This window comes from Flaviflexus huanghaiensis (assembly GCF_014118685.1).
In the GTDB taxonomy this organism is placed as follows: Bacteria; Actinomycetota; Actinomycetes; order Actinomycetales; family Actinomycetaceae; genus Flaviflexus; species Flaviflexus huanghaiensis.
Genome location: NZ_JACFAK010000006.1, coordinates 23,054 through 47,423, shown reverse-complemented (window position 1 = coordinate 47,423; position 24,370 = coordinate 23,054). Strand labels below are relative to the sequence as shown.

General features: G+C 63.0%; 18 protein-coding genes and 1 riboswitch. Of the genes, 14 read left to right on the top strand and 4 right to left on the bottom strand.

What is annotated here, in order from left to right; all coding sequences use genetic code 11:
- Nucleotides 1–324: 324 nt before the first annotated feature.
- The 10 genes from H7E91_RS05760 (at nucleotide 325) to purH (ending at nucleotide 13,346) form a co-directional block, all read left to right on the top strand.
- Nucleotides 325–822, top strand: coding sequence for an aromatic ring-opening dioxygenase LigA (locus H7E91_RS05760; protein WP_182354149.1), 498 nt, complete (start codon nucleotides 325–327; stop codon nucleotides 820–822).
- 162 nt (nucleotides 823–984) lie between these two features.
- On the top strand, nucleotides 985–1,320 hold the full coding sequence (locus tag H7E91_RS05755; protein WP_182354148.1) for a hypothetical protein: 336 nt from the start codon (nucleotides 985–987) through the stop codon (nucleotides 1,318–1,320).
- A gap of 20 nt (nucleotides 1,321–1,340) precedes the next feature.
- Complete coding sequence (locus tag H7E91_RS05750; protein ID WP_182354147.1) at nucleotides 1,341–3,890, top strand: UvrD-helicase domain-containing protein; 2,550 nt, start codon at nucleotides 1,341–1,343, stop codon at nucleotides 3,888–3,890.
- An 81-nt stretch (nucleotides 3,891–3,971) separates the two neighbouring features.
- Nucleotides 3,972–5,912: an acyltransferase family protein gene (locus tag H7E91_RS05745; RefSeq protein WP_182354146.1), complete on the top strand. Its 1,941-nt coding sequence runs from the start codon at nucleotides 3,972–3,974 to the stop codon at nucleotides 5,910–5,912.
- A 107-nt stretch (nucleotides 5,913–6,019) separates the two neighbouring features.
- Nucleotides 6,020–7,183, top strand: coding sequence for an ADP-forming succinate--CoA ligase subunit beta (sucC, locus tag H7E91_RS05740; RefSeq protein ID WP_182354145.1), 1,164 nt, complete (start codon nucleotides 6,020–6,022; stop codon nucleotides 7,181–7,183).
- An 11-nt stretch (nucleotides 7,184–7,194) separates the two neighbouring features.
- Nucleotides 7,195–8,109 carry a succinate--CoA ligase subunit alpha gene (sucD, locus tag H7E91_RS05735; protein WP_182354144.1) on the top strand — a complete coding sequence of 305 codons (915 nt, stop codon included), beginning with the start codon at nucleotides 7,195–7,197 and terminating at the stop codon, nucleotides 8,107–8,109.
- Between the two features lie 356 nt (nucleotides 8,110–8,465).
- The gene (locus tag H7E91_RS05730; protein WP_182354143.1) at nucleotides 8,466–9,998 is read left to right on the top strand and encodes a cell division protein PerM; all 1,533 of its coding nucleotides are present in this window, start codon (nucleotides 8,466–8,468) and stop codon (nucleotides 9,996–9,998) included.
- Nucleotides 9,995–10,621 (top strand): phosphoribosylglycinamide formyltransferase, encoded by a 627-nt coding sequence (gene purN, locus H7E91_RS05725; RefSeq protein WP_182354142.1) that lies wholly within the window; start codon nucleotides 9,995–9,997, stop codon nucleotides 10,619–10,621. Before H7E91_RS05730 ends, purN begins: the two co-directional genes overlap by 4 nt.
- A gap of 101 nt (nucleotides 10,622–10,722) precedes the next feature.
- Nucleotides 10,723–11,655 (top strand): hypothetical protein, encoded by a 933-nt coding sequence (locus tag H7E91_RS11970; RefSeq protein ID WP_182354141.1) that lies wholly within the window; start codon nucleotides 10,723–10,725, stop codon nucleotides 11,653–11,655.
- Between the two features lie 4 nt (nucleotides 11,656–11,659).
- A riboswitch (ZMP/ZTP riboswitch) is annotated at nucleotides 11,660–11,742 on the top strand.
- 23 nt (nucleotides 11,743–11,765) lie between these two features.
- Nucleotides 11,766–13,346 (top strand): bifunctional phosphoribosylaminoimidazolecarboxamide formyltransferase/IMP cyclohydrolase, encoded by a 1,581-nt coding sequence (purH, locus tag H7E91_RS05715; RefSeq protein ID WP_241698423.1) that lies wholly within the window; start codon nucleotides 11,766–11,768, stop codon nucleotides 13,344–13,346.
- Between the two features lie 3 nt (nucleotides 13,347–13,349).
- On the opposite strand, the gene H7E91_RS05710 is transcribed toward purH, so the two are convergent.
- Nucleotides 13,350–14,393, bottom strand: a complete 1,044-nt coding sequence (locus tag H7E91_RS05710; RefSeq protein ID WP_182354139.1) for an FAD-dependent oxidoreductase — start codon at nucleotides 14,391–14,393, stop codon at nucleotides 13,350–13,352.
- A 29-nt stretch (nucleotides 14,394–14,422) separates the two neighbouring features.
- Here H7E91_RS05710 and H7E91_RS05705 point away from each other — a divergent pair, with 29 nt between their 5' ends.
- Both H7E91_RS05705 and H7E91_RS05700 read left to right on the top strand, forming a co-directional pair.
- Complete coding sequence (locus tag H7E91_RS05705; RefSeq protein ID WP_182354138.1) at nucleotides 14,423–14,695, top strand: DUF3017 domain-containing protein; 273 nt, start codon at nucleotides 14,423–14,425, stop codon at nucleotides 14,693–14,695.
- A 15-nt stretch (nucleotides 14,696–14,710) separates the two neighbouring features.
- Nucleotides 14,711–18,121 (top strand): proline dehydrogenase family protein, encoded by a 3,411-nt coding sequence (locus tag H7E91_RS05700; protein WP_182354137.1) that lies wholly within the window; start codon nucleotides 14,711–14,713, stop codon nucleotides 18,119–18,121.
- 88 nt (nucleotides 18,122–18,209) lie between these two features.
- Here H7E91_RS05700 and H7E91_RS05695 read toward each other — a convergent pair whose 3' ends face one another.
- Nucleotides 18,210–18,749: a hypothetical protein gene (locus tag H7E91_RS05695; RefSeq protein WP_182354136.1), complete on the bottom strand. Its 540-nt coding sequence runs from the start codon at nucleotides 18,747–18,749 to the stop codon at nucleotides 18,210–18,212.
- Nucleotides 18,746–20,050, bottom strand: a complete 1,305-nt coding sequence (locus tag H7E91_RS05690; RefSeq protein WP_182354135.1) for a PspC domain-containing protein — start codon at nucleotides 20,048–20,050, stop codon at nucleotides 18,746–18,748. The genes H7E91_RS05695 and H7E91_RS05690 overlap by 4 nt, the downstream gene beginning before the upstream one ends.
- A 113-nt stretch (nucleotides 20,051–20,163) precedes the next feature.
- On the opposite strand from H7E91_RS05690, the gene H7E91_RS05685 reads away from it, so the two are divergent.
- Together H7E91_RS05685 and H7E91_RS05680 are read left to right on the top strand one after the other, a co-directional pair.
- Nucleotides 20,164–21,306 (top strand): ATP-binding protein, encoded by a 1,143-nt coding sequence (locus H7E91_RS05685; RefSeq protein WP_182354134.1) that lies wholly within the window; start codon nucleotides 20,164–20,166, stop codon nucleotides 21,304–21,306.
- The gene (locus H7E91_RS05680) at nucleotides 21,303–21,953 is read left to right on the top strand and encodes a response regulator (RefSeq protein ID WP_182354133.1); all 651 of its coding nucleotides are present in this window, start codon (nucleotides 21,303–21,305) and stop codon (nucleotides 21,951–21,953) included. Before H7E91_RS05685 ends, H7E91_RS05680 begins: the two co-directional genes overlap by 4 nt.
- Before the next feature lie 11 nt (nucleotides 21,954–21,964).
- On the opposite strand, the gene H7E91_RS05675 is transcribed toward H7E91_RS05680, so the two are convergent.
- Complete coding sequence (locus H7E91_RS05675) at nucleotides 21,965–24,208, bottom strand: 6-phosphofructokinase (RefSeq protein ID WP_241698422.1); 2,244 nt, start codon at nucleotides 24,206–24,208, stop codon at nucleotides 21,965–21,967.
- Between the last annotated feature and the right edge of the window lie 162 nt (nucleotides 24,209–24,370).

Sequence of the window (24,370 nt, the reverse complement as noted above, 5' to 3'; positions counted from 1 at the left end):
CGCGAGGTGGAAGGATTCCCTAAATCTGGGACCTTCGTCTCTCACCCTCAGGCGCGGAATATTCACGACTTATACAAAAAATGGCCTGAAATGTCTGGCTGAACTGTATAAACATAACTCCGGGAATGCCGCGAAACGTGAGTATCCGCACAGCGTCTTCCGAAAATGCTGGTAGCGCAACTATTGAGGTCTTGCGGCTGTAGCGGTAACTTTTGTATACTTGTTGCAGGTCCTCGTAGTCTCTAGATTTGGGAACCGGAGGGCAAGCAAGGGCTGGCTCATTACAGCAGAAGGACGGCTCACCCGCTGTCCAAGGAGGAAGTAATGAACACAAAGCTCGCAAAGATCACCGGCATCGTCACCCTCATCTTCGGTGTCCTTTTCATCGGCACGGGTGCGACCGCATGGTTCCTCGTCGCCGACCAGCTCAAGGCAGAGAACATCACCGTCTCGGAGGATGCTGACCTCGCGGCAGGCAACCAGGTTGCTGGCCCGATCTCCGCGTACGCGCAGGCGCAGGTCATCCAGAAGCACGCGCTCGCCATCACTGACGGCGAGACCTATGCCACCCTCGGTGATCTTGCCCGGGCAGCTGAGGAAGCTGGCGATGAGGACCTCGCGACCGAGTACAGCGAGAAGCGCACGACGATGATGAACGCCTCGTTCCTCCGCTCCTCGCTCTTCACCTCGGTCCTGTCGTTTGGCGTTGCCCTCTTCGCCATCGGCGTCGGCGTGTGGATGCTTCTCGCCGGAGCCACTTTCCTCTCGACAAGCCGGACGAATGAGGAGATCGCAGCGGGACGTCGCACCGACACCTACTGATCACTTCAACCGTCTTGACCTGACAGCGCGCGGCTTTGGCCGCGCGCTGTTTCGCATCTACTGCGGCACCGCCACCTCACACGTCGTGGCCTGCCCCACCTTCCTCTCTAGGCCGAAGGTCTCATTTCGGGACCGGTTGCCATGCCCGATAGGGTAGGACATATGGATATTTTGCGTTCCGTTCTCGTCATCCTCCACCTTCTCAGCTGGGCTGTTGTCTTCGGGGCGGCGCTAGCGGGGCTACGCCAGCGGGTCATGCCAGCCGGACTTCTTCATGGAGCCGTGAGCGCACTCGTCACCGGCATCCTTCTCGTTGGAGTGCTTGAGATGGGCGACTACGACGTGAACCATGTGAAGATTGGTATCAAGCTCGTCGTGGCCCTCGTTGTCACCGGCCTCGTCTTCTGGGGCAATCGTAAGGATGAGCTCGACAAAGCCTTCTTCGGTAGCGTTGCAGGTTTGACCGCGGTGAACGTCGCCATCGCCGTCCTCGTCTGAGCGACCTCTCGACAACTCTCATGACGACAGAGCCTCCACTCTCAGCACTCGATCGCCTTCGGCAGAGGGTCGCGGCACAGACCGCCGCCGCCCGGCCGGAGGCACCCGTCTCGGTCCACGGCCACGCGCAGGGTTCTCCCGCGGGCGAGAGCCGACTGCTCGAGGGGTTGAACCCCGAGCAGCGCGCCGCCGTGGTTCACGCGGGCGGCCCCCTTCTTGTCATCGCGGGAGCTGGCTCCGGCAAAACACGTGTGTTAACCCACCGGATCGCCTACCTCGTCGAAACCGAACGGGCCAGACCGGGTGAGATCCTCGCCATCACGTTTACGAACAAGGCGGCGAAGGAGATGAAGGAGAGGCTGACGTCTCTCCTCGGTCCCGTCGCTCACCGCATGTGGATTTCAACGTTCCACTCCGCGTGCGTACGGATTCTCCGAGCGGAGCACGACGCGCTGGGAATGAGATCGACCTTCACGATCTACGATTCCGCGGATTCTCTGCGCCTCATGAACCAGGTGTGCAGGGAAGAGGGCATCGACTCTCGAGTCGCCACGCCGAAGGCGCTCCTGCGGCGGATCTCAGATCTCAAGAACGAGCTCATTGACCCTGATGGCTTCGCCCGGAGTATTAACGATGAGGCGGATGTGACGGTCGCGGCCGCCTATCGCGGATACCAGAACCGGTTGCGGGCCGCGAATGCTCTCGATTTTGACGACATCATCATGACGACGGTGGGCCTCCTCCAGTCTCATCCGGCAATTCTCGAGCACTACCAGCGCAGGTTCCGCCACATCCTCGTCGATGAGTACCAGGACACGAACCACGCCCAGTACGTCCTCATCCGTGAGCTGACGGGCAGGGGAGAGTCGATGGGCGAGCTGACTGTTGTTGGCGACGCCGACCAGTCAATTTACGCTTTCCGCGGGGCAACGATCCGAAACATTGAATCCTTCGAGGACGACTACCCAAACGCGGAATCGATTCTTCTCGAGCAGAACTACCGTTCGACACAGAACATCCTCACGGCAGCCAACGCTGTCATCGCGAACAACCCGAACCGTCGCGCCAAGCGCTTGTGGACCGATTCCGGCGCGGGTGAAAAGGTTGTCGGCTACGTCGCCGACTCGGAGCACGATGAGGCGCGGTTCCTTGTTGAAGAGCTTCAGTCACTCAGCGGGAACCGGCGCTGGTCCGATGTCGCTGTCTTCTACCGGACGAACGCCCAGTCGCGTGCCCTGGAGGAGATGCTGATCAGGGCGGGTATTCCCTACCGTGTCATTGGCGGCACCCGGTTCTACGAGCGTAAGGAGATCAAGGACGCACTCGCCTACCTTCAGGTCGTCGCCAATCCAGACGACACGGTGGCGATGAGAAGGATTTTCAACACGCCACGACGGGGCCTCGGCGCGAAGGCGGAGGATGCGGTTGCACTCCACGCTCAGCGGCACGGAATCTCTTTCGGTGCGGCACTCGACGACGTCGGGTCCGCCACTTACCCGCGGGAGCCCGTATCGGGGTTAACCCCACGTGCCGAGAAGGCGATCATTGATTTCCGGACCATCCTCGAGGAGGCGCGCGCCATGGCAGAGAGCGGCTCCGCTCCGGCAGATGTGCTCGATTCTCTCATGGCAGGAAGCGGCTACACGGAAGAGCTGAGACGCTCGGACGATCCGCAGGATGAAGCGAGAGTCGAGAACCTCGCGGAGCTCCACGCCGTCGCAGCGGATTTTAAGAAAGCGAATCCTGACGCGACGCTCGGCGATTTCCTGGAGCATGTCGCCCTCGTCTCCGACACGGATCAGCTCCCGGATGGGGATGCCATCGACGAAGGCGACATCACTCTCATGACGGTCCACACCGCCAAGGGGCTCGAGTTCCCGGTCGTTTTCGTCACCGGGCTCGAGGACGGCACGTTTCCACACATGCGATCGCTTGCCGATCCGGTCGAACTCGCTGAAGAGCGCCGCCTCGCGTACGTCGCTCTTACACGGGCGCGAGAGAACCTCTACATCACCCGGGCCTCTGTGCGCAGCCAGTGGGGTGCCCCGCAAGAACTTCCTCCGTCCCGGTTCCTCGACGAGATCCCGGACGGCCTCATCGACTGGCGACGCGCCCACTCATCGGCTGACGTGCTACGCCGCTCTAGCGCTCCTCGCTACTCCAAGCCGAGCTTCGGCGGATCGCGCACGGGCGGCACGGTCAAGCCGGGTCGGCTCGACAGCGGCACCGGTCGCCTCGATGGAAAAACGAAAAAGGCGGCCGCAGCTGAAACGCTGAGCCCAGAGGATCGCGAAAAGCTTGCAGCGGCCGAAGCGGCGAGAGCTGCGGAGCAGACAGCGGAAGCAGAAGAGGTGAAGAGGAAGCGGGCTGCGGCGGCGAAGCAGGAAGAGGAGAAGCTCGGTGCTCTCGCCTCCGTGAAACCCGGTGATACCCTCATCCACAAGAAGTTCGGTGCTGGCATCGTCCGTGCGGTCGAAGGTCGCGGTGCGAACATGGTGGCGACGATTGAATTCGATGGCAGGTCCAAGCGTCTCATGCTCGCCATGGCGCCACTCAGTCTGCCGGACTGAGCCGTCAAAGGGCGGTCGGCGTGCCGCGAGCGACCGGCGTGTCGTGCGGACTAGAGTGACCTCACCAGGGGAGGAGCGGCAGTGACAGTAGCTGAGCCGAATACCCGGCGCAGGCGCCATCCGATGGCGGATCCAGGCGGATACATTGCCGGGCTCGATGGTCTGCGAGCACTGGCGGTTGGCGCGGTCGTGATCTACCACATCACTCCCACTGCCATGCCCGGCGGTTTCCTTGGAGTCGACGTCTTCTTTGTCGTCTCCGGATTCCTCATCACGACCCTCCTGCTACGCGAACTGCGGAAGACAAAGGGCATCAACCTCAAGGGCTTTTGGACACGCCGTGCCCGCAGGCTGTTGCCCGCACTCATCTTTCTCGTCCTTACCGTCGTACCGGTCGCTGGTCTTATTAACAAGGACCTCCTCGTCGGCATCGGACGCCAGGTCCTCGGGGCGCTGACGTTCTCGTCGAACTGGCTCGAGATCGCCAACGGAAGCTCGTACTTCAACCAGACCTCCCCGCAGCTATTCAAGAACTTCTGGTCCCTTGCCGTTGAGGAGCAGTTCTACCTCATCTGGCCGCCGCTCTTCATTCTTGTCATCGTTTTCATGAGGGGATGGCGTCTGCGAGTCGGTATCAGCGTTGGACTTGCAGTGGCCTCGGCGATCCTCATGGCTGCCCTATACATCCCCGAATACGCGACACGCGTGTACTACGGCACGGATACGCACCTGTTCGGGCTTGCGCTTGGCATTGCCCTCGCCTTCTCTTGGGCCCCCGCCAGTGGCACGTGGCTTGCCGGCCGGTGGAGCCGCTGGAGTCAGGTCGCCGGAGTCGGTGCGCTCATTGGACTATTCGTTCTCATGCTCACCCTCGGGGACCAGTCGGCTCTTGCATACAGGGGCGGTATCTTCCTCTCCTCGATTCTCACCCTGACGGTCATCGCCGCCATGATCTCCCCGGGCTCACGACTCGCCAGGGCGTCCGAAAATCGCGTCTTCCACTGGATCGGAACCCGGTCATACGCTATTTATCTGTGGCACTGGCCGATTCTCGTCATGGTCGGGCTACTTGTGCCCGCGGCCCCCGGCACCGCACTCTTCTGGGTGCGCTCCGCGGCCGCCGTCGCCATCACCGCCGGTATCTGCGAATTTTCATTCCGCTACATTGAGACCCCGATCCGGGTCAACGGCTTCAGGGCGGGCTTCGGTTCTGTCCGGGACAGGCTTCTCACGCGGAGGCCGATCTACGTCGGACTCGCGGCGTCGACTGTGCTCATGATCGTCGGCACCGGTGTCGCCGTCGCTGTCGCCCCCGACAAGTCCTCCGTCCAGCTTGAGATCGAGGAAAACGAAAAGCGGTTAGAGGCCGCGACCCCTTCAGACAAGGATCCTGTCGGTCCGGTCGATGAGGGGGAGGAGCCCGCTGCACCGCCAGCAGCCCCCGACGCTGCGCAGGTCGAGCCTGCGGCAGATTCCCCGGCTCCGACGGAACCGGAAGCCGAGGCAGACAAGACGGACGGCAAGACCTTGTTCCCGATGCCGACGGGCGAGGAGATCACCGCAATTGGCGACTCGCTTATCGTCACCTCGGCCGGTGGCCTCGAGGCCACCTTCCCCGGCATCAACTTCATCGCGAAATCGAACAGGCAGTGGCACGAGGCGCCTGCTCTCGTGCAGGAGGGTCTCGACAATGGGACGATCCGGCGAGCCGTTATCCTCGACTACGGGACGAACGCCGGAATCCCAGATCCACAAATCGTTCGCGACACGATTGACATGCTTGGCCCTGACCGCATGATCGTACTCGTGACGATCTACGGACAGTCGACGTTCATTAATGCGGCGAACGACGTCATCAGGGAGATCGCCGCAGATTATCCCAATGTGGCGGTAGCTGATTGGCACGCGGCGATCAGCCTGGAGCCACACCTTCTCCAGGCCGACCAGACTCATCCGGATTATGGCGGAATGGACTTGTTTGCGGAGACGGTGCGCGACGCCTTCGCGACGCTTTCGCTTTGAGCGGCACGAATTCGCTCTTTTGGGGCGCACGTCACGTGCGGTTTTGATACCGTTGTCAAGATGTCTCGAAGTCGAGACACTTGTCGTGAAAGGGAAGGACCTCCTCCGTGGATCTCTTCGAATACCAGGCTCGGGATCTCTTCGCCAAGCATGGTGTACCCGTGCTTGCGGGGATCGTCGCCACAACCCCCCAGGAAGCCCGCGAGGCAGCAGAAGACATGGGCAGTGAGCTGTTCGTTGTCAAGGCTCAGGTGAAAACCGGTGGCCGCGGCAAAGCCGGCGGGGTCAAGCTTGCTCGGACCGCGGAGGAGGTGGAACAGGCCGCCGATGAGATCTTGGGTATGGACATCAAGGGCCACACCGTTCGCCGGGTCATGATCGCCGAAGGTACCGATATTGCTGAGGAGTACTACTTCTCGATCCTTCTCGACCGTTCTGAGCGCCGCTATCTCGCGATGTGCTCGGTTGAGGGAGGCGTCGAAATTGAACAGCTCGCGGTCGAGCGTCCCGATGCTCTCGCACGCGTCCCAATCGATCCCGATGAGGGCATCGATGAGGCGATGGCACGGCACATCGTCGACGAGGCCGGCTTCCCGGAAGCGGACGCGGATGCGGTCGCTGATGTCATCCTCAAGCTGTGGGACGTGTACGTCAACGAAGATGCAACGCTCGTTGAGGTCAACCCGCTCGTCAAGACAACCGACGGAACGATCCTCGCCCTTGACGGCAAGGTGAGCCTCGACGATAACGCGGCTTTCCGGCACCCTCACCATGCCGAGCTTGAAGACAGGGAGACGGAGAACCCTCTCGAGGCCAAGGCGAAAGAGAAGGGGCTGAATTACGTCAAGCTCGACGGCGGTCAGGTTGGCATCATCGGGAACGGAGCGGGTCTCGTCATGTCGACACTCGATGTTGTCGCATACGCCGGTGAGCAGTACGGGGTCGGTCCCGCAAACTTCCTCGACATCGGCGGAGGTGCGTCAGCAGAGGTCATGGCGAACGGACTCGATGTCATCCTCGGGGATGCGGATGTCCGCTCGGTTTTCGTCAATGTCTTCGGCGGCATCACCGCCTGTGACGAGGTCGCCAAGGGCATCGTCGCAGCGCTTGACATCCTTGGTGACGCGGCAACGAAGCCGCTCGTTGTGCGACTTGATGGCAACAATGTCGACGAGGGGCGGCGGATCCTCGAAGAGGCTGCCCACCCCCTTGTGACGATCATGGAAACGATGGACGGCGCGGCTGCCAAGGCCGCTGAGATTGCGGCATAGGGAGTAGCATCATGGCAATTTTTCTCGACTCCAGCTCGAAGGTCATTGTTCAAGGAATCACCGGATCCGAGGGCCGTAAGCACACAGCCCGAATGTTAAACGCGGGCACGAAGATTGTCGGCGGCACAAACCCGAAGAAGGCTGGCCAGACAGTCGGCTTCGACGTCGAGCCGGTCGGACCAGGTCGCGCCGAGGCAGGTCACGTTGACGTTCCCGTTTTCGGTACTGTCGACGAGGCGAAGGACGCGACCGGGGCGGATGTTTCGGTCATCTTCGTCCCACCCGCTTTCACGAAGGCCGCAGTTATCGAGGCTGTCGACGCAGGCATGAGGCTCGTCGTTATCGTCACCGAGGGAATCCCTGTCGCCGACACGGCCGAGTTCCGCTCGTACGCGGATAAGAAGGGCGTTCAGCTCATTGGCCCGAACTGCCCCGGCATTATCACTCCCGGTCAGTCAAACGTCGGCATCACCCCGCCCGACATCACCGGCCCCGGACGGATCGGTCTCGTGTCGAAGTCGGGCACTCTCACGTATCAGATGATGTACGAGCTGTCCGATATTGGGTTCTCCACCTGCATCGGAATCGGCGGCGACCCTATCGTCGGCACAACTCACATCGATGCGCTTCGAGCGTTCGAAGATGATCCGGATACGGACCTCGTCGTCATGATCGGCGAGATCGGGGGCGATGCCGAGGAGCGCGCAGCGGAGTTCATCAAGGCCAACATGTCGAAGCCTGTCGTTGGGTATGTCGCGGGCTTCACAGCCCCCGAAGGCAAAACCATGGGCCATGCAGGCGCCATCGTGTCCGGTTCTGCTGGAACGGCACAGGCGAAGAAGGAGGCCCTCGAGGCAGTCGGCGTCCGCGTCGGCAAGACGCCAACCGAGACTGCCAATCTCGCACGCGAGATCCTTAACAACTGACAATTGGGAGCCGGCGGGAGATTCTCCGGCGACGTCGGCGGGGTGGGAACCTTGACGTTCCCGCCCCGCGGTCAGTCGCGCACATGCCGGTGCCGGCCGTTTCGCGCGGGGCCTGTGCAGTGCGGCCCTGCCGAGTCGTCGCGGCGTCGGCTGCGAGAGGGCTGACACGACCTCTGCTCCATGAGGTCCCGACGAACGTACCCACAGTGCTGTAGCGGACTCATACTCAGCCGACACGTTCATTTCCGAGTGTTTGAGCACCGTAGGAGGCCGACGAGCAAACCCGGATGAGAGTCCTCTCATCTTCAGAGCGTTGCTCGTGGCCGCGCCTCTCGTGACCTGGAATGATGGTCTCGATGATTGTCGACAGACGAACGCACCCGCTCCGCCTCGTTGCGGCCGCAGTTCAGCCCATCCTCGCCGGCTGGGCCATTGTCGTTATCCTCGGGATCTTCTCCTACACGCTCATGGCCGACTCGCCCGCGCTCGGGGCGACAACATGGCAGGATGTCGCCGCAGTGACAACGGGCTGGTGGCTCACAGCCTTTGGCGGATCCCTCCACTTCGATGGCGTTGCCATCACGCTGCCGCCCCTGATGATCACGCTCCTCACGTTTTTTGCCGCACTCGCCTTCATCCGCCGGCGCGCGGTGAAGGATTGGATTGACGTGTCGATTATTGCCATCTCTTCAGGCGTCGCGGTAGCGGCTCTCGGGCTGCTCGCGCCGGCGGGATCGAATAGTTGGACGGCAGGCCTGGGGGCCGCGGTCCTTTCCCTCGTGGCAATCCTCGCATCAAAGAACAGAACCGACTGGTTCGCAACCGGCATCTTCACGTCCGCGCCGGGACGGGCTATTTACGATGGCTTCGTCCTCGCAAGGAGGGCGGTGTTGACAGGGATCGGTCTCGGCGCGCTCGGACTCGTTACCTCACTCGTCGTCGGCTGGTCGGAGATCCTGAGAATCAACGATTACTACATCGTCGAATGGCACTCGGGAGTCCTCATGTGGCTCTTCCAGATCGCGTACCTGCCCACCGTCGTGCTCTGGTCCCTGGCCTACCTCATCGGCGCTGGTTTCGCCGTCGGAACAGGAACGATCTTCTCCGCGTTCGGAGTCACTGCCGCACCGCTCCCCGCCATTCCCATCCTTGGTGCACTGCCGCAACCGGGATCCGGCGCCGCGTGGGTGGTCGTCATCGTCGTCGCCATCCTCATTCTTCGGGGAATGAGCGAGGCCCGAGCATTTCCCGACATGATCGAAGTGTTCATCACCGGTCTCATCCAGGTGGCGGCAACCGCTGCCATGGGAGCGTTGCTCGCCCTCATCTCGCACGGATCGATCGGTCCGCAGCGGATGAGTGTGACGGGGCCGGAGGCGCCGACGATGGCGCTGCACAGCGCCGTCTTCCTCGGTGTGCCTCTTGTTCTCGGGATGATCATCGGCCACCGCAGCACGGTCGCTGCCTTCCGGGCCAGCATCACGAGGGCCGGCGATACCGTTCGAGGCCTCCTGACAAAGAACAAGGTACCCGAGCCGAGCGGCGCGGCCGACGCGTCGTGGGAGTCGGTGCGCGACGGGGGCAGTGCCCTGAGCCCGGTGTGGCCCGACGTCACCACTGACGGCGCCGCACAGGCTACTCGTGGAACCGGTGTGCAGACGTTGACGACGGAGCCGAGTGCGAATGCGGAAGCGGCAGAGCTGGGCGAGTCGGTGGCGGATGTCGACAATGCTCCCGAGGAGCTCGCTTCCGCACACGCGGACGATGCTCAACGCGTCGAGGGAGATCACTCATTTGCCGGGGCCAAGGATCACCTTCGTGAGGGACCGACTCCGCCGACGCCCGCCACAGCCGAGACTCCGGCTGAGACCGGAAAGGAAGAGTCATGAACGACGACCGACGGAGACTTGCCGTTCTTGTTTCTGGCGGGGGCTCAAACCTTGCGGCACTCATGGACGCCTGCGAGAGTCCGGAGTACGGGTGCGAGGTTGTCCTTGTCGTCGCCGACCGTGACGGGTGCGGAGGTATTGAGACGGCGCAAGCGGCAGGCATTGAGACTGCGGTGATGCGAGTGCGCGACTTCCCTCATCGAGATGAATGGGACACGGCGCTCGCCGAGAAGATCGCAGGCTCGGCACCTGACCTTGTCGTGTCAGCGGGTTTTCTCAAGATGCTCGGGCCCTCCGTCCTACGGTCCTTCCCGGGCAAGATCGTCAACACCCATAACTCGCTCCTTCCGTCCTTCCCCGGTATCCATGGCCCTGCCGAAGCCCTCGCCTACGGTGTGAAGATCGCGGGGGCGACGCTGTTCCTTGTCGATGAGGGGATGGACACGGGCCAGATCCTGGCCCAGTGCGCGGTCGACGTGCGCGAGGACGACACGGAAGAGACGCTTCTCGAGAGAATCAAGGTCGCCGAGCGGGAGCAGCTCGTCCGCACCGTCGGGGCAATGATGAGGGACGGCTGGCGGGTTGACGGCCGGCGGGCCTTTCTCAAGAACCCACGCGGATAGACCGGACCGGCGCGGACGCGCTGGTCGACGATGTCGCACAGCGCATGAGTCACTGACGTGCTTGAATAATCCCGGGCAACATCGCGCCCGACCGAGAACGATTGGATAACAGCAGGATGCACCAGTGGGTGAGGGGCAGTGCCTCGGGAACAGCGCTTGTCATTGCAGGGTTTCTCATCGGAGCATCGGCTATGGCCGCGCCGATCGACCTGGGGCCGACTGACCAGTCGACTCCTGCCATGATCAAAACCGGACCGCCTGAAGTGGACCAGAGGGACACTGTGGATGCGGGCGATCGGACCGCCCCAGACGCGAGTATCGAAACGACAGGCCTGTCGATGCTCGACGACACGGCTGAACCGACAGAGTCCGGGGAGCCGACTGACGGTCCGGTGGACCCGACACAGGCTCCCACCGATGAGCCGACGCAAGACGCTAGTGAGGAGCCGACACCCGATCCGACCGAGGAGCCGACGGAGGGTCCCACGGACGAGCCGACTGTGCTCCCGACAGATGACGACTGGCCGGAGATGTCACGGCCACCGGCGGGGATGACGGGCGGGGGCGTCAGCGATCCATGGACACCCGCCGAACAGCCGCGGCTCAGCAGGGCACCCATCTTCGCGCCGATTCCAACGATCACGGCGCAGTCGCGTGCCCAGGTGAGTGACGTTGATCTCTGGTACGGTGTGCGGGTCCGCGATGACGTCGATCTCAGGCTGTCACCGACCATCTCCGACTGGGGGGACTGGTATAACGCGACCGAGTGCCCGAACGGGTTTCCCTGCACCTATCGGATCCTCTACCTCGTGACCGATTCCGACGGCAACGCGGCAGAAGCGACCCGTGACATCATCATTACGGGACGGGCTATGGCCGCGCCCGTAGACGAGCGCGGCGATCTGCCGCCTGAACAGATGCCGGAGTTGCCGCCGACCGGTGTCGGCAACTGGGGAATCTTCATGGCCGGAATGCTCCTTCTGGCATGTGGGACCGGCCTCCTCATCTCGTCGCGGCGGACGCAGTCGCGCTAAAGTGAGCGCTGGTCGCGACTGGCGCACAAGATGGAGGACCATCGGGGAGCGGCCGTGTCCGCTGCGTCGCACGCCTGGGCAGGGCAGCGGGTAACGACATGAGGAGAATCATGACCCGCGCACTCATTTCCGTTTACGACAAGTCCGGCATCGTCGACCTTGCTCGCGTCTTCGCGGATGCTGGCATCGACATCGTGTCCTCCGGAGGAACCGCAACCGCCCTCCAGGAAGCTGGGATCGCCGTCACTGGCGTCGAGGACGTCACCGGCTTCCCCGAGTGCTTCGATGGCCGAGTCAAGACGCTCCACCCTCTCATCCACGGCGGCCTCCTCGCTGATCGCCGCAAGCCCCAGCATGTTGAGCAGATGTCGGAGCTCGGGGTGACGCCAATCGATATCGTCATCGTCAACCTCTACCCGTTCGAGCAGACGCGTGCCTCCGGTGCCGAGGTCGATGAGATCATCGAGCAGATCGATATCGGCGGTCCAGCTATGGTCCGGGCCGCCGCTAAGAATCACGCCTCCGTCGCTGTCCTCACGGCCCCTGAGCAGTACGCGGATGCTGTAGACGCAGTCCGCAGGGGTGGTTTCACAGCGGAGGAGCGACGGGTTCTTGCCGCCCGTGCGTTCGCGCACACCGCCGCCTATGACGCGGCGGTGGCAACATGGATGTCGGAGCTCGTGGGCGATGAGCGTATCGATCTGTCTCTGCCGAAAACCCGCTCACTGCGCTACGGCGAGAACCCTCACCAGACGGCGTGGCTGTCTGCCGAGGGACGCGACGGCGTGGCTCACGCGGTGCAGCTAGGTGGCAAGGACATGAGCTACAACAACTACCGCGACACAGACGCAGCCGTGCGGGCCGCATACGACCATGACAAGCCCGCCGTCGCTGTTATCAAGCACATGAACCCGTGCGGTATCGCTGTCGGCGCCGACATCGCGCAGGCCTATGCGCGTGCACACGCCTGTGATCCCGTGTCGGCGTACGGCGGTGTCATCGCCGCGAACCGCAGAGTGACACTGGCGATGGCGGAACGGCTGGCACCGGTTTTCACCGAGGTCGTGACAGCCCCCGACTTCGATGACGACGCGCTTGAGGTCCTGCGGAAGAAGAAGAACCTGCGGATCCTGAAAGTCCGGCCGGATACGGCCGGTCGTGACATCACCCAGATTTCTGGCGGGTGGCTCGTGCAGGAGCGAGACCGTGTCGACGCACCCGGGGATCTGCCGTCCGGGTGGACGCACGCAGCCGGTCCAGTAGCCGACGAGGACACTCTTGCCGATCTTGAGTTCGCGTGGCGTGCTGTTCGGTCCGTGCGGTCAAACGCCGTGCTTCTCGCGAAGGGTGGCGCCTCCGTTGGCGTTGGGATGGGTCAGGTCAACCGCGTCGATTCGTGCCGGCTTGCCGTTGAGCGGGCCAACACGCTCGGAGCCGCGGTCGACTCGGATGTGGAGACGGCCGGCGGTGCGCAACAGTCGACGCTCTCGAGCGAGAAGCGGGCTGTGGGCTCAGTCGCGGCGTCGGACGCGTTCTTCCCGTTTGCCGACGGCTTCCAGGTGCTGGCCGATGCTGGGGTCAAGGCCGTCGTCCAGCCTGGTGGGTCGGTCCGCGATGACGAGGTCATTGCTGCGGCGAATGCGGCGGGCGTTCCCATGTACTTCACGGGAACGCGGCACTTTTCGCACTGAACCTTAGGGCATCTCGCGCAGGATCTTCTTGAGCGGGCGCGGGTCAGCCGCAGCCTCGGCCGTTAAGCGGGCCCCGATGTTTCTTCGCAACGCGACGCCGTCGGCGGGTCGGTCGATCGTGAACCCGCCGACGAGCCTGTCGTCCTTGAGCCAGAGCGAGCGTGACCCATCCGGGAGAGTGATGGGCATGCCAACCGGGTGGCCGATGAGAAGCAGCTCTCGGCGGGCAATCGTCGAGAACACATCGGGCGTCAGAGGAATTGGCTCGTCCTGTGGGTCCGTCATGATCGCTTGAGCGACGCGAGTGGCCTGATGAAGCGCCGTGTTCCAGTGGCCGCCTGCTGGGCCGATGGTCATCGATGCGCAGTCGCCGACAGCGAACACGCGTGGGAGCGTGGTGCGGCCCCAGCCGTCGGTCGTGAGGTCGAGACCGAGGGTGTTCGGTACGGCCCCTGTCGCTTCGATAACGGTTCCCGGGCTGTCCGGGATACTGTGCGTGATTAGCACCCCGAGTTCGCGCAGTGCGTCAGCCACGGGCAGAGCCGCCTCCCCGAGGGCAGGGAGGATATGCGTAGCGATCTCAACAAGAGTCACGTCGTGGCCGGCGGCCGCGAACGAGGAGGCAAGCTCGCAACCAATCCACCCTCCGCCGACGATTGTCACCGGTCCGTCGATACGACGTAGCCGTTCGGCATCGTCGCGGGTGCGTAAAGTGAGTGCCCCGTCGATCGTGCTCCGCGCATCAGCCCCGAGAGCGAGAACTGTGATATCAGACTCATATCGGATGCTATTGGCGATGACGGACGTGCCATCGAGCCCCTCGACCTCAGCGGTGATGATCTCGTCGCACACGTCAGCGAGGTCGCCGAGTCCGTCTGCCGACAGCGGCCGATCATAGTCGCCAAAGAGATTCTTCGATAGCGGCGGCCTGTCGTAGGGTGCGACGCCTTCGCGGCCGATGGCGCGAATAGCCTCGTCACAGCCGAGGCTCCGCAGTTCGACAGCCGTGCGAAGGCCAGCCAGTCCCGTTCCACAAATTGTGATCAATCGTCCTCCAAGCTATTAGGATTGATCGTATGGGAGAAAATCGGGTCCCTGCACCCGAGCTGTTAGGAGCTCTGTTTTTCTGGGTCGTGGCCATCGTTGTCCTCGGCTTCATCGCAGGACCCGTGTCAGCGATCCGCGTTCTCGGCATCACCCTCGTCGGCCTTGCGGCCGCTCGCCTCGTCCTGCCGACAGGTGTGGTGCCAGACGTTCGTGGACGCGCGTGGGACACAGCGACTCTCACGTTTATGGGGCTGGCCCTCCTTGGGCTCGCCGATTGGGGAAACGCCACGAACGTGGCGTAGAAAGAGATCAGGCAAATGGATATTGTGACGCGTTCAATTGCGAAGGCGCAGGAGTGGTCCGACAATGCGCAGAAGTATTCGACTCCGTATGCCTCTCGCCTACTGTCACGGGTGCTCGACCACCCGGGCGGCCTCGACTACACCGTGACCTTCGTCGACGGAGTTATCCGTCCCGAAGATTCGAAGGTCGTCTCCGATAATCTGTCCAACATTTCGTCGAAGGATGCGTCATTTCTGCCGCCCTACCTCGGAGTGTTGACGAAGGGCGGCGGCAAGCTGGCGCCGCTACTGCCGAAGGTGGCAGATGAAATTGCGCAGAAGATCTTCGCCGCGCTCGTCGGGGACCTTGTCGTCGACGTGACTCCTTCGAAGCTGGGGCCGGCGATCGCCAAGCTGAGGACGGACGGCTCTCGGCTCAACCTCAACCTGCTGGGCGAGGCCGTGCTGGGTGATGCTGAGGCGGCCCGCAGGCTCGCTGCGACAACGGAACTCATCCGCCGTGACGACGTCGACTATGTGTCACTCAAGGTCTCGTCGGTCATCGGCCCGCACGCAGCCTTCGGCTTCGACGATGCCGTCGCACACGCAGTCGACCAGCTGCTACCCGTCTTCCGGATCGCACGCGACTCGAACACGTTCATCAACCTGGACATGGAGGAGTACAAGGATCTCCACCTCACGCTGGACGTTTTCAAGTCGATCCTCGACATGCCGGAGTTCAAGGACTACCGGGCCGGGATCGTCCTCCAGTCCTACCTGCCCGACGGTCTCGATGCGCTCAAAGGCCTGACAGAGTGGGCGAAGGGACGCCGCGCCGAGGGCGGCGCGCCGATCAAGGTCCGTATTGTCAAGGGCGCGAACCTCTCGATGGAGCGTGTGGATGCGCTCATGCACGGCTGGGAGCTCGCCGTCCAGCCCTCCAAGGAGGCAACTGACGCGAACTACATCGCCATGCTCGACTACTCGCTGACGCGAGAGAACATTGACGCCGTCCACGTCGGCATCGCCGGTCAGAACCTCTTCACCCTTGCCTACGGAGTTCTCCTGTGCCGGGACCGCGACATCGCGCTCGGCACCGAGGTCGACATCGAGATGCTTGCGGGAATGGCAACTCCACAGGCACACGCGGTGCGCGACGATGTCGGGCAACTCCTTTACTACGTTCCTGTTGTCAAGCCTGAAGAGTACGACGTCGCCATTTCCTACCTTGTGCGCCGGCTCGAGGAGAACGCGACGCCCGAGAACTTCATGTCGAACGTGTTCTCCCTCGACGACGCGAGCGTCTTCGATGTGGAGGCCGACCGTTTCGCACAGGCATATAAGCTCGCGGAGTCGGGGCTGGAGCACGGCCCACGCCGACTGCAGAATCGCTATGAGAAGCACGACGGCTTCCCGATGACGTTCGCGAACACGCCGGACACGGACCCGTCGCTGCCCGCCAACCTCGAGTGGGCGAAGGACATCGCGGGACGAATGGAGGCCTCTCAGATCGGGGTCGACGCTGTTAACGCCAATACCCAGTCGACCTTCGCCGAGCTCGACAACATCATCGAGACCGCGGAGAACTCGGGCAAGGAGTGGGCGGCGCGGCCCGCAGTGGAGCGCGCAGAGATCCTCGTCAAGGTCGCCGACATGATGGAGGAGCATCGCGCCGAGCTCATCGAGGTGGCAGGCTCCGAAGCCTACAAGACGATCGATCAGGCGGACGTTGAGGTGTCGGAAGCGGTTGACTTCGCCCGCTATTACGCTCACCTCGCTCCGGCACTCGATGAGCTCGATGGCGCAAACTTCACGCCGGTGAGCACGACCCTCATCACACCGCCGTGGAACTTCCCCATCGCGATTCCGGCGGGCGGCGTTCTCGCCGCTCTCGCCACCGGATCAAGTGTGCTGTTCAAGCCCGCTCGCATTGCGCGCCGGATTGGTTCGTACATTGCCGAGCTCATGTGGCAGGCCGGTGTTCCCCGTGACGTTCTCCAGCTACTCAACCTCGACGAGTCTGTTGAGGGTGCCGATAAGGGACTTGGCCAGCACGTTGTTGAGCGAGTTGACCAGGTCATCCTCACCGGCTCGATCGAGACGGCCGAGATGTTCCGTTCCTGGCGTCCCGACCTCAGGGTGTTCGCCGAAACCTCGGGCAAGAACGCCATTATCGTCACCCCGCACGCCGACATCGATCTTGCCGTTAAGGATGTCGTCTATTCCGCATTCGGCCACGCTGGCCAGAAGTGCTCTGCGTCCTCTCTTGTCATCCTCGTTGGATCGGCGGGCTTCTCGCGTCGCTTCCACGACCAGCTGGTGGATGCGGTCCGCTCGCTCAATGTCGGATACCCCTCCGATCTGTCGACAGAGATGGGACCACTCACCGAGGCTCCGCGGGAGAAGCTCATGCGCGGCCTCACGAAGCTGGAGCCGGGCCAGTCGTGGGTCGTCAAGCCGAAAAAGATTGACGAGCATCTGTGGACCCCGGGCGTCCGTTCCGGCATCGAGCCTGGCTCCGAATATCACCTGACCGAGTACTTCGGCCCGATCCTCGGCGTCATGAGGGCTGAGAACCTCGTCCAGGCAGTCGAGTGGCAGAACGCGGTCGAGTTCGGCCTCACCGCCGGCATCCACTCGCTCGACGCGGATGAGATCGCCTACTGGATCGACCACGTCCACGCGGGCAACGCCTACATTAACCGCGGCATCACCGGTGCGATTGTGCAACGCCAGCCGTTCGGCGGGTGGAAGCGCTCCTCCGTCGGCACGGGAGCGAAGGCGGGCGGCCCGAACTACCTGTATGGGCTCGGTCGGGTCACCCCGAACTTCACGGGCACGCACTCCGCGCTCAACCACCGCGTGCTGCAGGATGCTGGGGCGGTGGCGGAGAAGCTGGATGATCCGGCTCGGACAAAGGACATCCTCTCCGGCATGGACAGGGCTCTCACGAGCGAATTCCTTGCCGAGCACGATCCGTCGCAGCTCGGTGTTGAGATCAACATTCTCCGCTACATCGGCTTCCCCCGCGTTGTCGTCCGGCTCGGTGAGGGTGAACCGGTCGGGGATCTTCTCGCCAGCGTTGCTGGGGCCGTCGCACTCAGCGCCGGTGTTGAAGCGTCGACAGCGACAGCGCTACCTGCCGAGGTTGAGAGGTTCATGAGCGATCACGGCGTTGTCGTGACGGTCGAGTCGGTCGAACAGTGGCACAGGCGGGCCAAGGGCATGTCCGTGTCCCCTGACGGCGTCCGCTTCCGGGTCATCGGTGAAGATCCCGCTGCGCTCGCGAGCGCCATTGATGGGTCTGTCGACGTCGGGATCTACTCCGATCCCATCACGCCGGCCGGCCGGGTTGAGCTCCTGCCGTACGTCCAGGAACAGGCGATTGCCGCCACCAACCACAGGTTCGGCAATCAGACCTCGCTCCTCGTTGGAGTCCTTCGATAGTCGCGAGGTTGATGACCGACACTGAATGACACATGCGTCCGCCCCCTGCACTGCAGGGGGCGGACCTGTCGGAGTGGAGCTCGGGCGGTCAGCGGGCTCTGACCGTCACGCTCTTAGCGGCCGCATCGACCGTGAGGTGAGCCTCCGACGGGTCGGACAGTCCCGGGCCAAGGTAGAGGGTTTGGGTCCCCGCCATACCCGCCCTTCTCATTCCCATGTCGGGATCGATGTTGACGTCAGGTGATGATGTTCGGATGGCGAGGAGGGCCGGATCGGCGAGGATCGTGGCCCGCTGGCTCACGACCGGGACGGTTAGAGCATCGGCAGAATCTATCCACCGGAGGTCGGCTACGACATTCTGTTTCGTCGTGACTCCGACCCGGGCTTCCTCGGCCGACAGTGGCGAGAACCGAAGTGTCTCGACAGGGGTCTGTTTCTTGGCTGAGCGGGGCCAGAGTGCGATGACAATGAGGAGGACTGCCAGTCCGAGTAGTGTCGCGACGAGGACAGTGGTTGGGTCGACATCCCTCACGAGTCTCACGTTGAAGGCGAGCGCGAGCGCCCACAAGCCCTGGATCGTGACAAGGATTCCAATGATGATTGTTCCGACGACGGGCTGCTTGGTCATGACTGCCTCTCAAGTGTGAAAGATCCGGCGATGAGGTCGACATTGATGACGATGTCTGCCTCATCGACTGAGGTGATGTCGCCGACGAAGATGATGGAGTCGCCGGTGATTCCGCCCGAGTTCGAATTGCGGCCGTTCGCTCCTGTCACATCAGCGATGACGTAATCGGCGACGATCGCGATCTTCTGCTCGTCGCTCGCGACGAGGGTGACATCACCGAGCCTGCCGCTGATGTCGAACTCCGCCTCGTCCAGGTCGGTCACGTCGACCTTGATAGCGCCCATGAGCATGGAGTACCCGCCCTCGGCCTCCTGCGCTGACGTCGGGGACCAGAACGCCTCGCCCATGATGACGTGATGTTCAGCCGACGGCACCGAGATGAGCGCAGCGGACGGCAGGCTGAGAGCGGCAACGACGATGGCGAGGGCGGAGAGGCCGCCGCCGCGCCTGCCGGTGATGCCGGATATGAGGACGGTAATGCCGAGGATGACAGCGGCGGCACCGAACGCGGCGATGACGATCGTGGAGCCGCTCAACGAGCCGAATCCGCGGTCGAAGGCAAGGGCAATGCCCGCAGCGAAGATGAGAAGGAGCGCGAGGGCGATAAGGACGACCCGCGAACTCAACACCGGCCTCTCATCCGGCTTGTCAATGTCCTCGCCGACGGTGGCATAGAGTGCCGAACGATCACTCTGCTGTGAGGGGCCCTCGGCCCAGGGCCGGTTCGGTGGCGGGGAGTCCCAGGTGCGATGAGCGCCAGTCACAGGACCGCTACTCGCTGGACCGGCAGTCGGGGGATCGGGCGCGGTGTATGGGTCGGCCTGCGGGGCGGCGGCGCTCTCGCCATCCGCGTCGGCAACGCCAGCTGGACCGGGCGGAGTATGTGGCGGCTGACGAGAATCACGGCTGTTTGCCATGATGACAACGACAATGATGAGGATGATCGTCAGGAGAATTCCGACAGGTCCGAATACATAGAAGTCGCGGAAGCCGAAGCTGAACGACGACATTGACGAGATGGCGATGAGGATGCCGAAGACGAGGCTTGCTGACACCTTGCCGTAGAACGGTTCCTGAGCGTGGATGCGCTCACGACTGTCGGGCAGGAAGATCCAGCCGAGTGCGTAAAGGGTGACGCCGGACCCGCCGAGGAAGGCGAGGGCGACAAAGACGGCCCGTACAACAAGTGGGTCGACGTTCCAGCGCTTCGCGAGTCCCGCGGAGACGCCGGCGAGCGGCGCGTCATCAGACCGCTGGATTCCCAGTGACCTGATGGAGTCAAAGAAAGTATCTCCAGTCATGTCTCTATTCTCCCGCGGTCGCAGTGGTGGGGATACTGGGGGAAGCCCTGATCTATCCCTGAGGATGCAGGTCAAGGGTCCCATGAGGGTCGGCGTCGTGCGAAGATCGTGCCATGGACCGCTACCCCCTGCGCAGGCCCCAGTCGGGGCGCATCATCACCGGAGTGTGTCAGGGCGTGTCGGACCACATCAATGTCAACGTGTGGATCATCCGGGGCATTTTCCTTCTTCTCGGCTTCGCGCGCTTTTCAGGCGTCCTCATCTACTTGTGGCTGACGATCTCTGTGTCGGCCTCTGAGGACGTCCCGGACAGGGTGGGTCCGAGATTCGCCCCGAGCCCTCGGGCCCGCCTTCTCGCGTTCGCCATCCTCGCTGCCGTCACCGCGGTCGCTCTCGTTGTGTTCCAGTCCCTCCTGACGATCTCTGCCGGTGTTGTCATCTCGATCATCTGCCTTGTGGCGGGAGCGGCGCTCGCGTGGACGAATATCGGCGGCAGTTCCGTGCGCGTCCAGCTCATCCGTTTCATTTCCGGCATTTCGCTTCTTGTCATCGGCGTTCTCATCTTCGCGGTGCGCGACGAGGACCCGCAGACGATGCTGACATCTGTCGTCGTTGCCCTCGGCGTTCTCGTCATCGCCGCGCTCGCCATGTGGCCCGCCGGCGCCCGCATGCTGCGCGAACTCGATGCGGCGCGGAGGGAGAGCGCCTCCGAGGCAGCCAGGGCCGATATCGCCGCACACCTGCACGATTCTGTCCTCCAGACGCTCACTCTCATTCGCACATCGGCGTCTGACCCTGCGACCGTCACGCGGCTCGCGCGCGTTCAGGAGCGTCAGCTACGCACATGGTTGTATGGATCCCACCGCGACGAGGCCTCCTTACCGGACTCATTGAGGACGATGATTGGTGAGGTCGAGGACCTCTATGGGGTCGACGTCGACTTCGTTGCCGTCGGCGATGGGGAGCGCGATATTCACAGCACGGCCCTGCTTGCCGCATGCCGGGAGGCTGTCGTCAACGCGGTCCGACACGGCGCGCCACCTGTGTCCGTCTATGCGGAGTTCTCGAAGGATGCGACTGATGTCTTCATCCGCGACCATGGTGAGGGGTTTGACATGGTCGAGATTCCGAGCGATCGGCACGGAGTGCGTGATTCCATTCTCGGCCGCACCCACAGGCACGGTGGAACTGCGACAATCAAGAGACGCAGTCCCGGCACAGAGGTCCACATGAGAATCCCGCGAGGTCAATCATGAGAGTCATCATCGTCGACGATCATCCGCTCGCACGGGCGGGCATGGTTGGTGAGCTCGCCCGCGTCGGCGGTTTCGACATTGTTGGGCAAGCCCACGACGTCGACTCAGCGATCGCGCTCACCCACGAGCTCACGCCCGATGTCGTCCTTCTCGACGTTCACATGCCGGGCGGCAGCGGCGGAGGGGGCGCGGAAGTCGTCCGCGCCTGCGCCGACCTCTACCCGGGCACGAAGTTCCTTGCCATTTCCGTCTCAGACGCAGCCCGAGATGTCGTTGCTGTCGTCCGCGCCGGCGCCCGCGGTTACGTGACGAAGGATGTGACGGGGGAGAAGCTCGCCGACGCCCTGCGGAGGGTGGCGGATGGGGATGCAGCATTCTCGGCACGGCTCGCCGGATTCGTCCTCGACGCGTTCGGCGCGGGCTCCGGTGATGTCGCCGACCGGGACGATGAACTTGACCGGCTGACTGCTCGCGAGCAGGAGGTCATGCGCCTCATCGCGCGCGGCATGGCATACAAAGAGGTTGCCAGCGAGCTTTACATCTCCATCAAAACCGTCGAAACCCACGTGTCGGCCGTGCTCCGCAAGCTCCAGCTGTCAAACAGGCACGAGCTCGCTCGCTGGGCGGCGGCCCGCAGGATTGTCTGACCGGCGGTCCTTTACGCCTCCTGGACGATCGGGAGCACGTGAGCGGGGTAGCTGTGGTGGGGATTGGAGACGATGTGGGCAGGCTCCTGCAACCCTAGCCACCACTGGTCCCGCGGCAGGCGCGTGACCGGATCCCACTGTTCCTCCATCCTTGTCAGCGGATTGCACACGATGTGCCCCTCGACCATGCCGGTATAGGCGCAGTCGTCCCGTCCCTGCACGACGAGGGCATCGAGCTTTTCCATGGCACTCTTGACGAGACGAACCGCGAGCAATCTGTCGAAGGGGGAGGGGTTACCGCCCTGCTGCTGGTGGCCGATGATGGCCTGGCGCACATCGAACAGGTCCCTGCCCTCGGCCTCGAAAAGTCGGACAAGGAAATCGGTCGTGTAGTGCTGGGATGCGTACTCGTTGCGGACGACAAGGTAGAGTCGGCGGCCCGTCTCGAAAGCATTGATCATGACCTTCGTGTCGATTTCGAGCTGTTTGAGCGAGATACCGGTTTCGGCGAGATACACCTGTTCTGCTCCGCCCGCGATCGCGGACATGAGGGCGAGATAACCCGCATTGCGGCCCATGACTTCCGCGACGAAACAGCGACGCGAGGCCGACGCGGACTGCTTAATCCGATCGAGCACCTCGACGTTCGTGTTGATGGCGGTGTCCGCGCCGATCGACAGCTCGGAAGCAGGGAGGTTGTTGTCGATCGAGGCGGGCACACACATGATGGGAATCCGGAATGCTGGGAAGCGCCGGCGCTCCTCCTTCATCAACGCAGCCGCCTCATATCCCTTGAGTCCGCCGATGATCATAAGACCGTCGATCCTATGCTCGACGAGGGCGCGGCTCATCTCCTGGAAATCTTCGACCGGTGGGATCGTCCTGCGCGTGCCAAGTTCGGCACCCCCGAGCCCGGACCAGGAATCGACGTCCGACCATGAGAGAGGGATAAGTTCCCCGTTGACAAGTCCCGGAAGGCCGTTTTGAATTCCGACCATGTCATAGCCGCGGTCAATCCCGAACCGGACGGCCGCACGTGCGGCGACATTCATTCCGGGCGCGAGGCCGCCGACGTGGACGATCGCTATCCGACGTCGACCGCCTGTCGAGTTATTCGTCGGAACGGGGGAGGCGATGGTCGAGAAGACGTCAATCATTTCCGCGTACGAGGATCCTCGTGCCTGAATAGCACGCCTGTAGTCGCCCTCTGCCGTGAATGTCTTGACCGCACGCGTGTCCTCGACGGCCTTCATGAGCGGCAGGCGGACAAGTCGGTTCCGGCGCGTTCCGATGACGACCGGATCGGCGTTGTTGCGCAGAAGTTCGAGGGCGGCCGTGTACCCGAGCAGGGTCGGCATCCACCGATCGTAGGCGGATGGTGGGCCGCCGCGCTGGACGTGTCCGAGGAGGGTGACGCGGGCTTCTTCGCCAAGTCCCTCTTCGAGGGCCTGCGCAACCCGGGTTGACGTGATTCGTTCGCCCCGGCGATCCGTCGCACCTTCGGCCACGATGATGATGGAGTCCCGCCGGCCAGCCTCCCGACCGGCTTTGAGAACGGCGCACATGTCGTCCTCCCAGCCGTCGGCGGGCGGCATCTCCGGGACAAAGACGTAGTCACAACCGCCCGCGATCGCGCTCATGAGGGCGAGATAGCCGCAGTGCCGGCCCATGACCTCGATGACGAACGACCTGCGGTGAGACTCGGCAGTCGACGAGATAGCGTCGATCGCATCAATAATCCGGTGAAGCGCCGAATCGGCGCCAACGGTCATATCGGTTCCGACAAGGTCGTTGTCGATTGAGCCGACGACCCCGGCGACCCTCAGCGTCGGATGACGGTCAGCGGTCTCCTCGTCGATCTCGCCCTTCTCGACAAGCTCAGCGAGGAGCGAGGACCACTGGTTCTTGAGCTCATTGGTGCCGGTCAGGGTACCGTCACCGCCGATGGCGACGAGGTGGTCGATGCCGAGCGTCACGAGGTTCTTCGCTGCAGCCAGCATCCCCTCCCGCTGCCGGAAACGGTCGGAGCGAGCGGTGCCGATGATCGTTCCGCCACGGTTAAGGATGTTCGAAACATCACCCCATGACATTTCACGGATGAGATCACCGCCCTCGACAGTCCCCTTCCAGCCCTCGCGGATGGCGAATGGTCGGGCACCCTCGTGGAGAGCGGTGCGGACGACAGCGCGGACAATGGCATTCATCCCCGGGGCGTCGCCGCCCGATGTCAGAACGGCAATCTTCACTTGTTCCATATGTTCCATTGTTCACGATGAGAGGCCGTGTGTGCGACGTTCGACGAGCGAGACGACGGCTTTTTGAGCGACTCAATGAGCCGGGCATGCCATGGCTGATAAACGTCACCGCAGGTCCGGGCGGAGACGGACGTGACGATTCGGTTCCATAGCCGCCCTGAC

What these genes read in the sequence shown, in the direction of transcription:
- H7E91_RS05760 (WP_182354149.1), top strand. Translation starts at nt 325, where the DNA reads ATGAACACAAAGCTCGCAAAGATCACCGGCATCGTCACCCTCATCTTC.
- H7E91_RS05755 (WP_182354148.1), top strand. Translation starts at nt 985, where the DNA reads ATGGATATTTTGCGTTCCGTTCTCGTCATCCTCCACCTTCTCAGCTGG.
- H7E91_RS05750 (WP_182354147.1), top strand. Translation starts at nt 1,341, where the DNA reads ATGACGACAGAGCCTCCACTCTCAGCACTCGATCGCCTTCGGCAGAGG.
- sucD (WP_182354144.1), top strand. Translation starts at nt 7,195, where the DNA reads ATGGCAATTTTTCTCGACTCCAGCTCGAAGGTCATTGTTCAAGGAATC.
- H7E91_RS05730 (WP_182354143.1), top strand. Translation starts at nt 8,466, where the DNA reads ATGATTGTCGACAGACGAACGCACCCGCTCCGCCTCGTTGCGGCCGCA.
- purN (WP_182354142.1), top strand. Translation starts at nt 9,995, where the DNA reads ATGAACGACGACCGACGGAGACTTGCCGTTCTTGTTTCTGGCGGGGGC.
- purH (WP_241698423.1), top strand. Translation starts at nt 11,766, where the DNA reads ATGACCCGCGCACTCATTTCCGTTTACGACAAGTCCGGCATCGTCGAC.
- H7E91_RS05705 (WP_182354138.1), top strand. Translation starts at nt 14,423, where the DNA reads ATGGGAGAAAATCGGGTCCCTGCACCCGAGCTGTTAGGAGCTCTGTTT.
- H7E91_RS05700 (WP_182354137.1), top strand. Translation starts at nt 14,711, where the DNA reads ATGGATATTGTGACGCGTTCAATTGCGAAGGCGCAGGAGTGGTCCGAC.
- H7E91_RS05695 (WP_182354136.1), bottom strand. Translation starts at nt 18,749, where the DNA reads ATGACCAAGCAGCCCGTCGTCGGAACAATCATCATTGGAATCCTTGTC.
- H7E91_RS05690 (WP_182354135.1), bottom strand. Translation starts at nt 20,050, where the DNA reads ATGACTGGAGATACTTTCTTTGACTCCATCAGGTCACTGGGAATCCAG.
- H7E91_RS05685 (WP_182354134.1), top strand. Translation starts at nt 20,164, where the DNA reads ATGGACCGCTACCCCCTGCGCAGGCCCCAGTCGGGGCGCATCATCACC.
- H7E91_RS05680 (WP_182354133.1), top strand. Translation starts at nt 21,303, where the DNA reads ATGAGAGTCATCATCGTCGACGATCATCCGCTCGCACGGGCGGGCATG.
- H7E91_RS05675 (WP_241698422.1), bottom strand. Translation starts at nt 24,208, where the DNA reads ATGGAACAAGTGAAGATTGCCGTTCTGACATCGGGCGGCGACGCCCCG.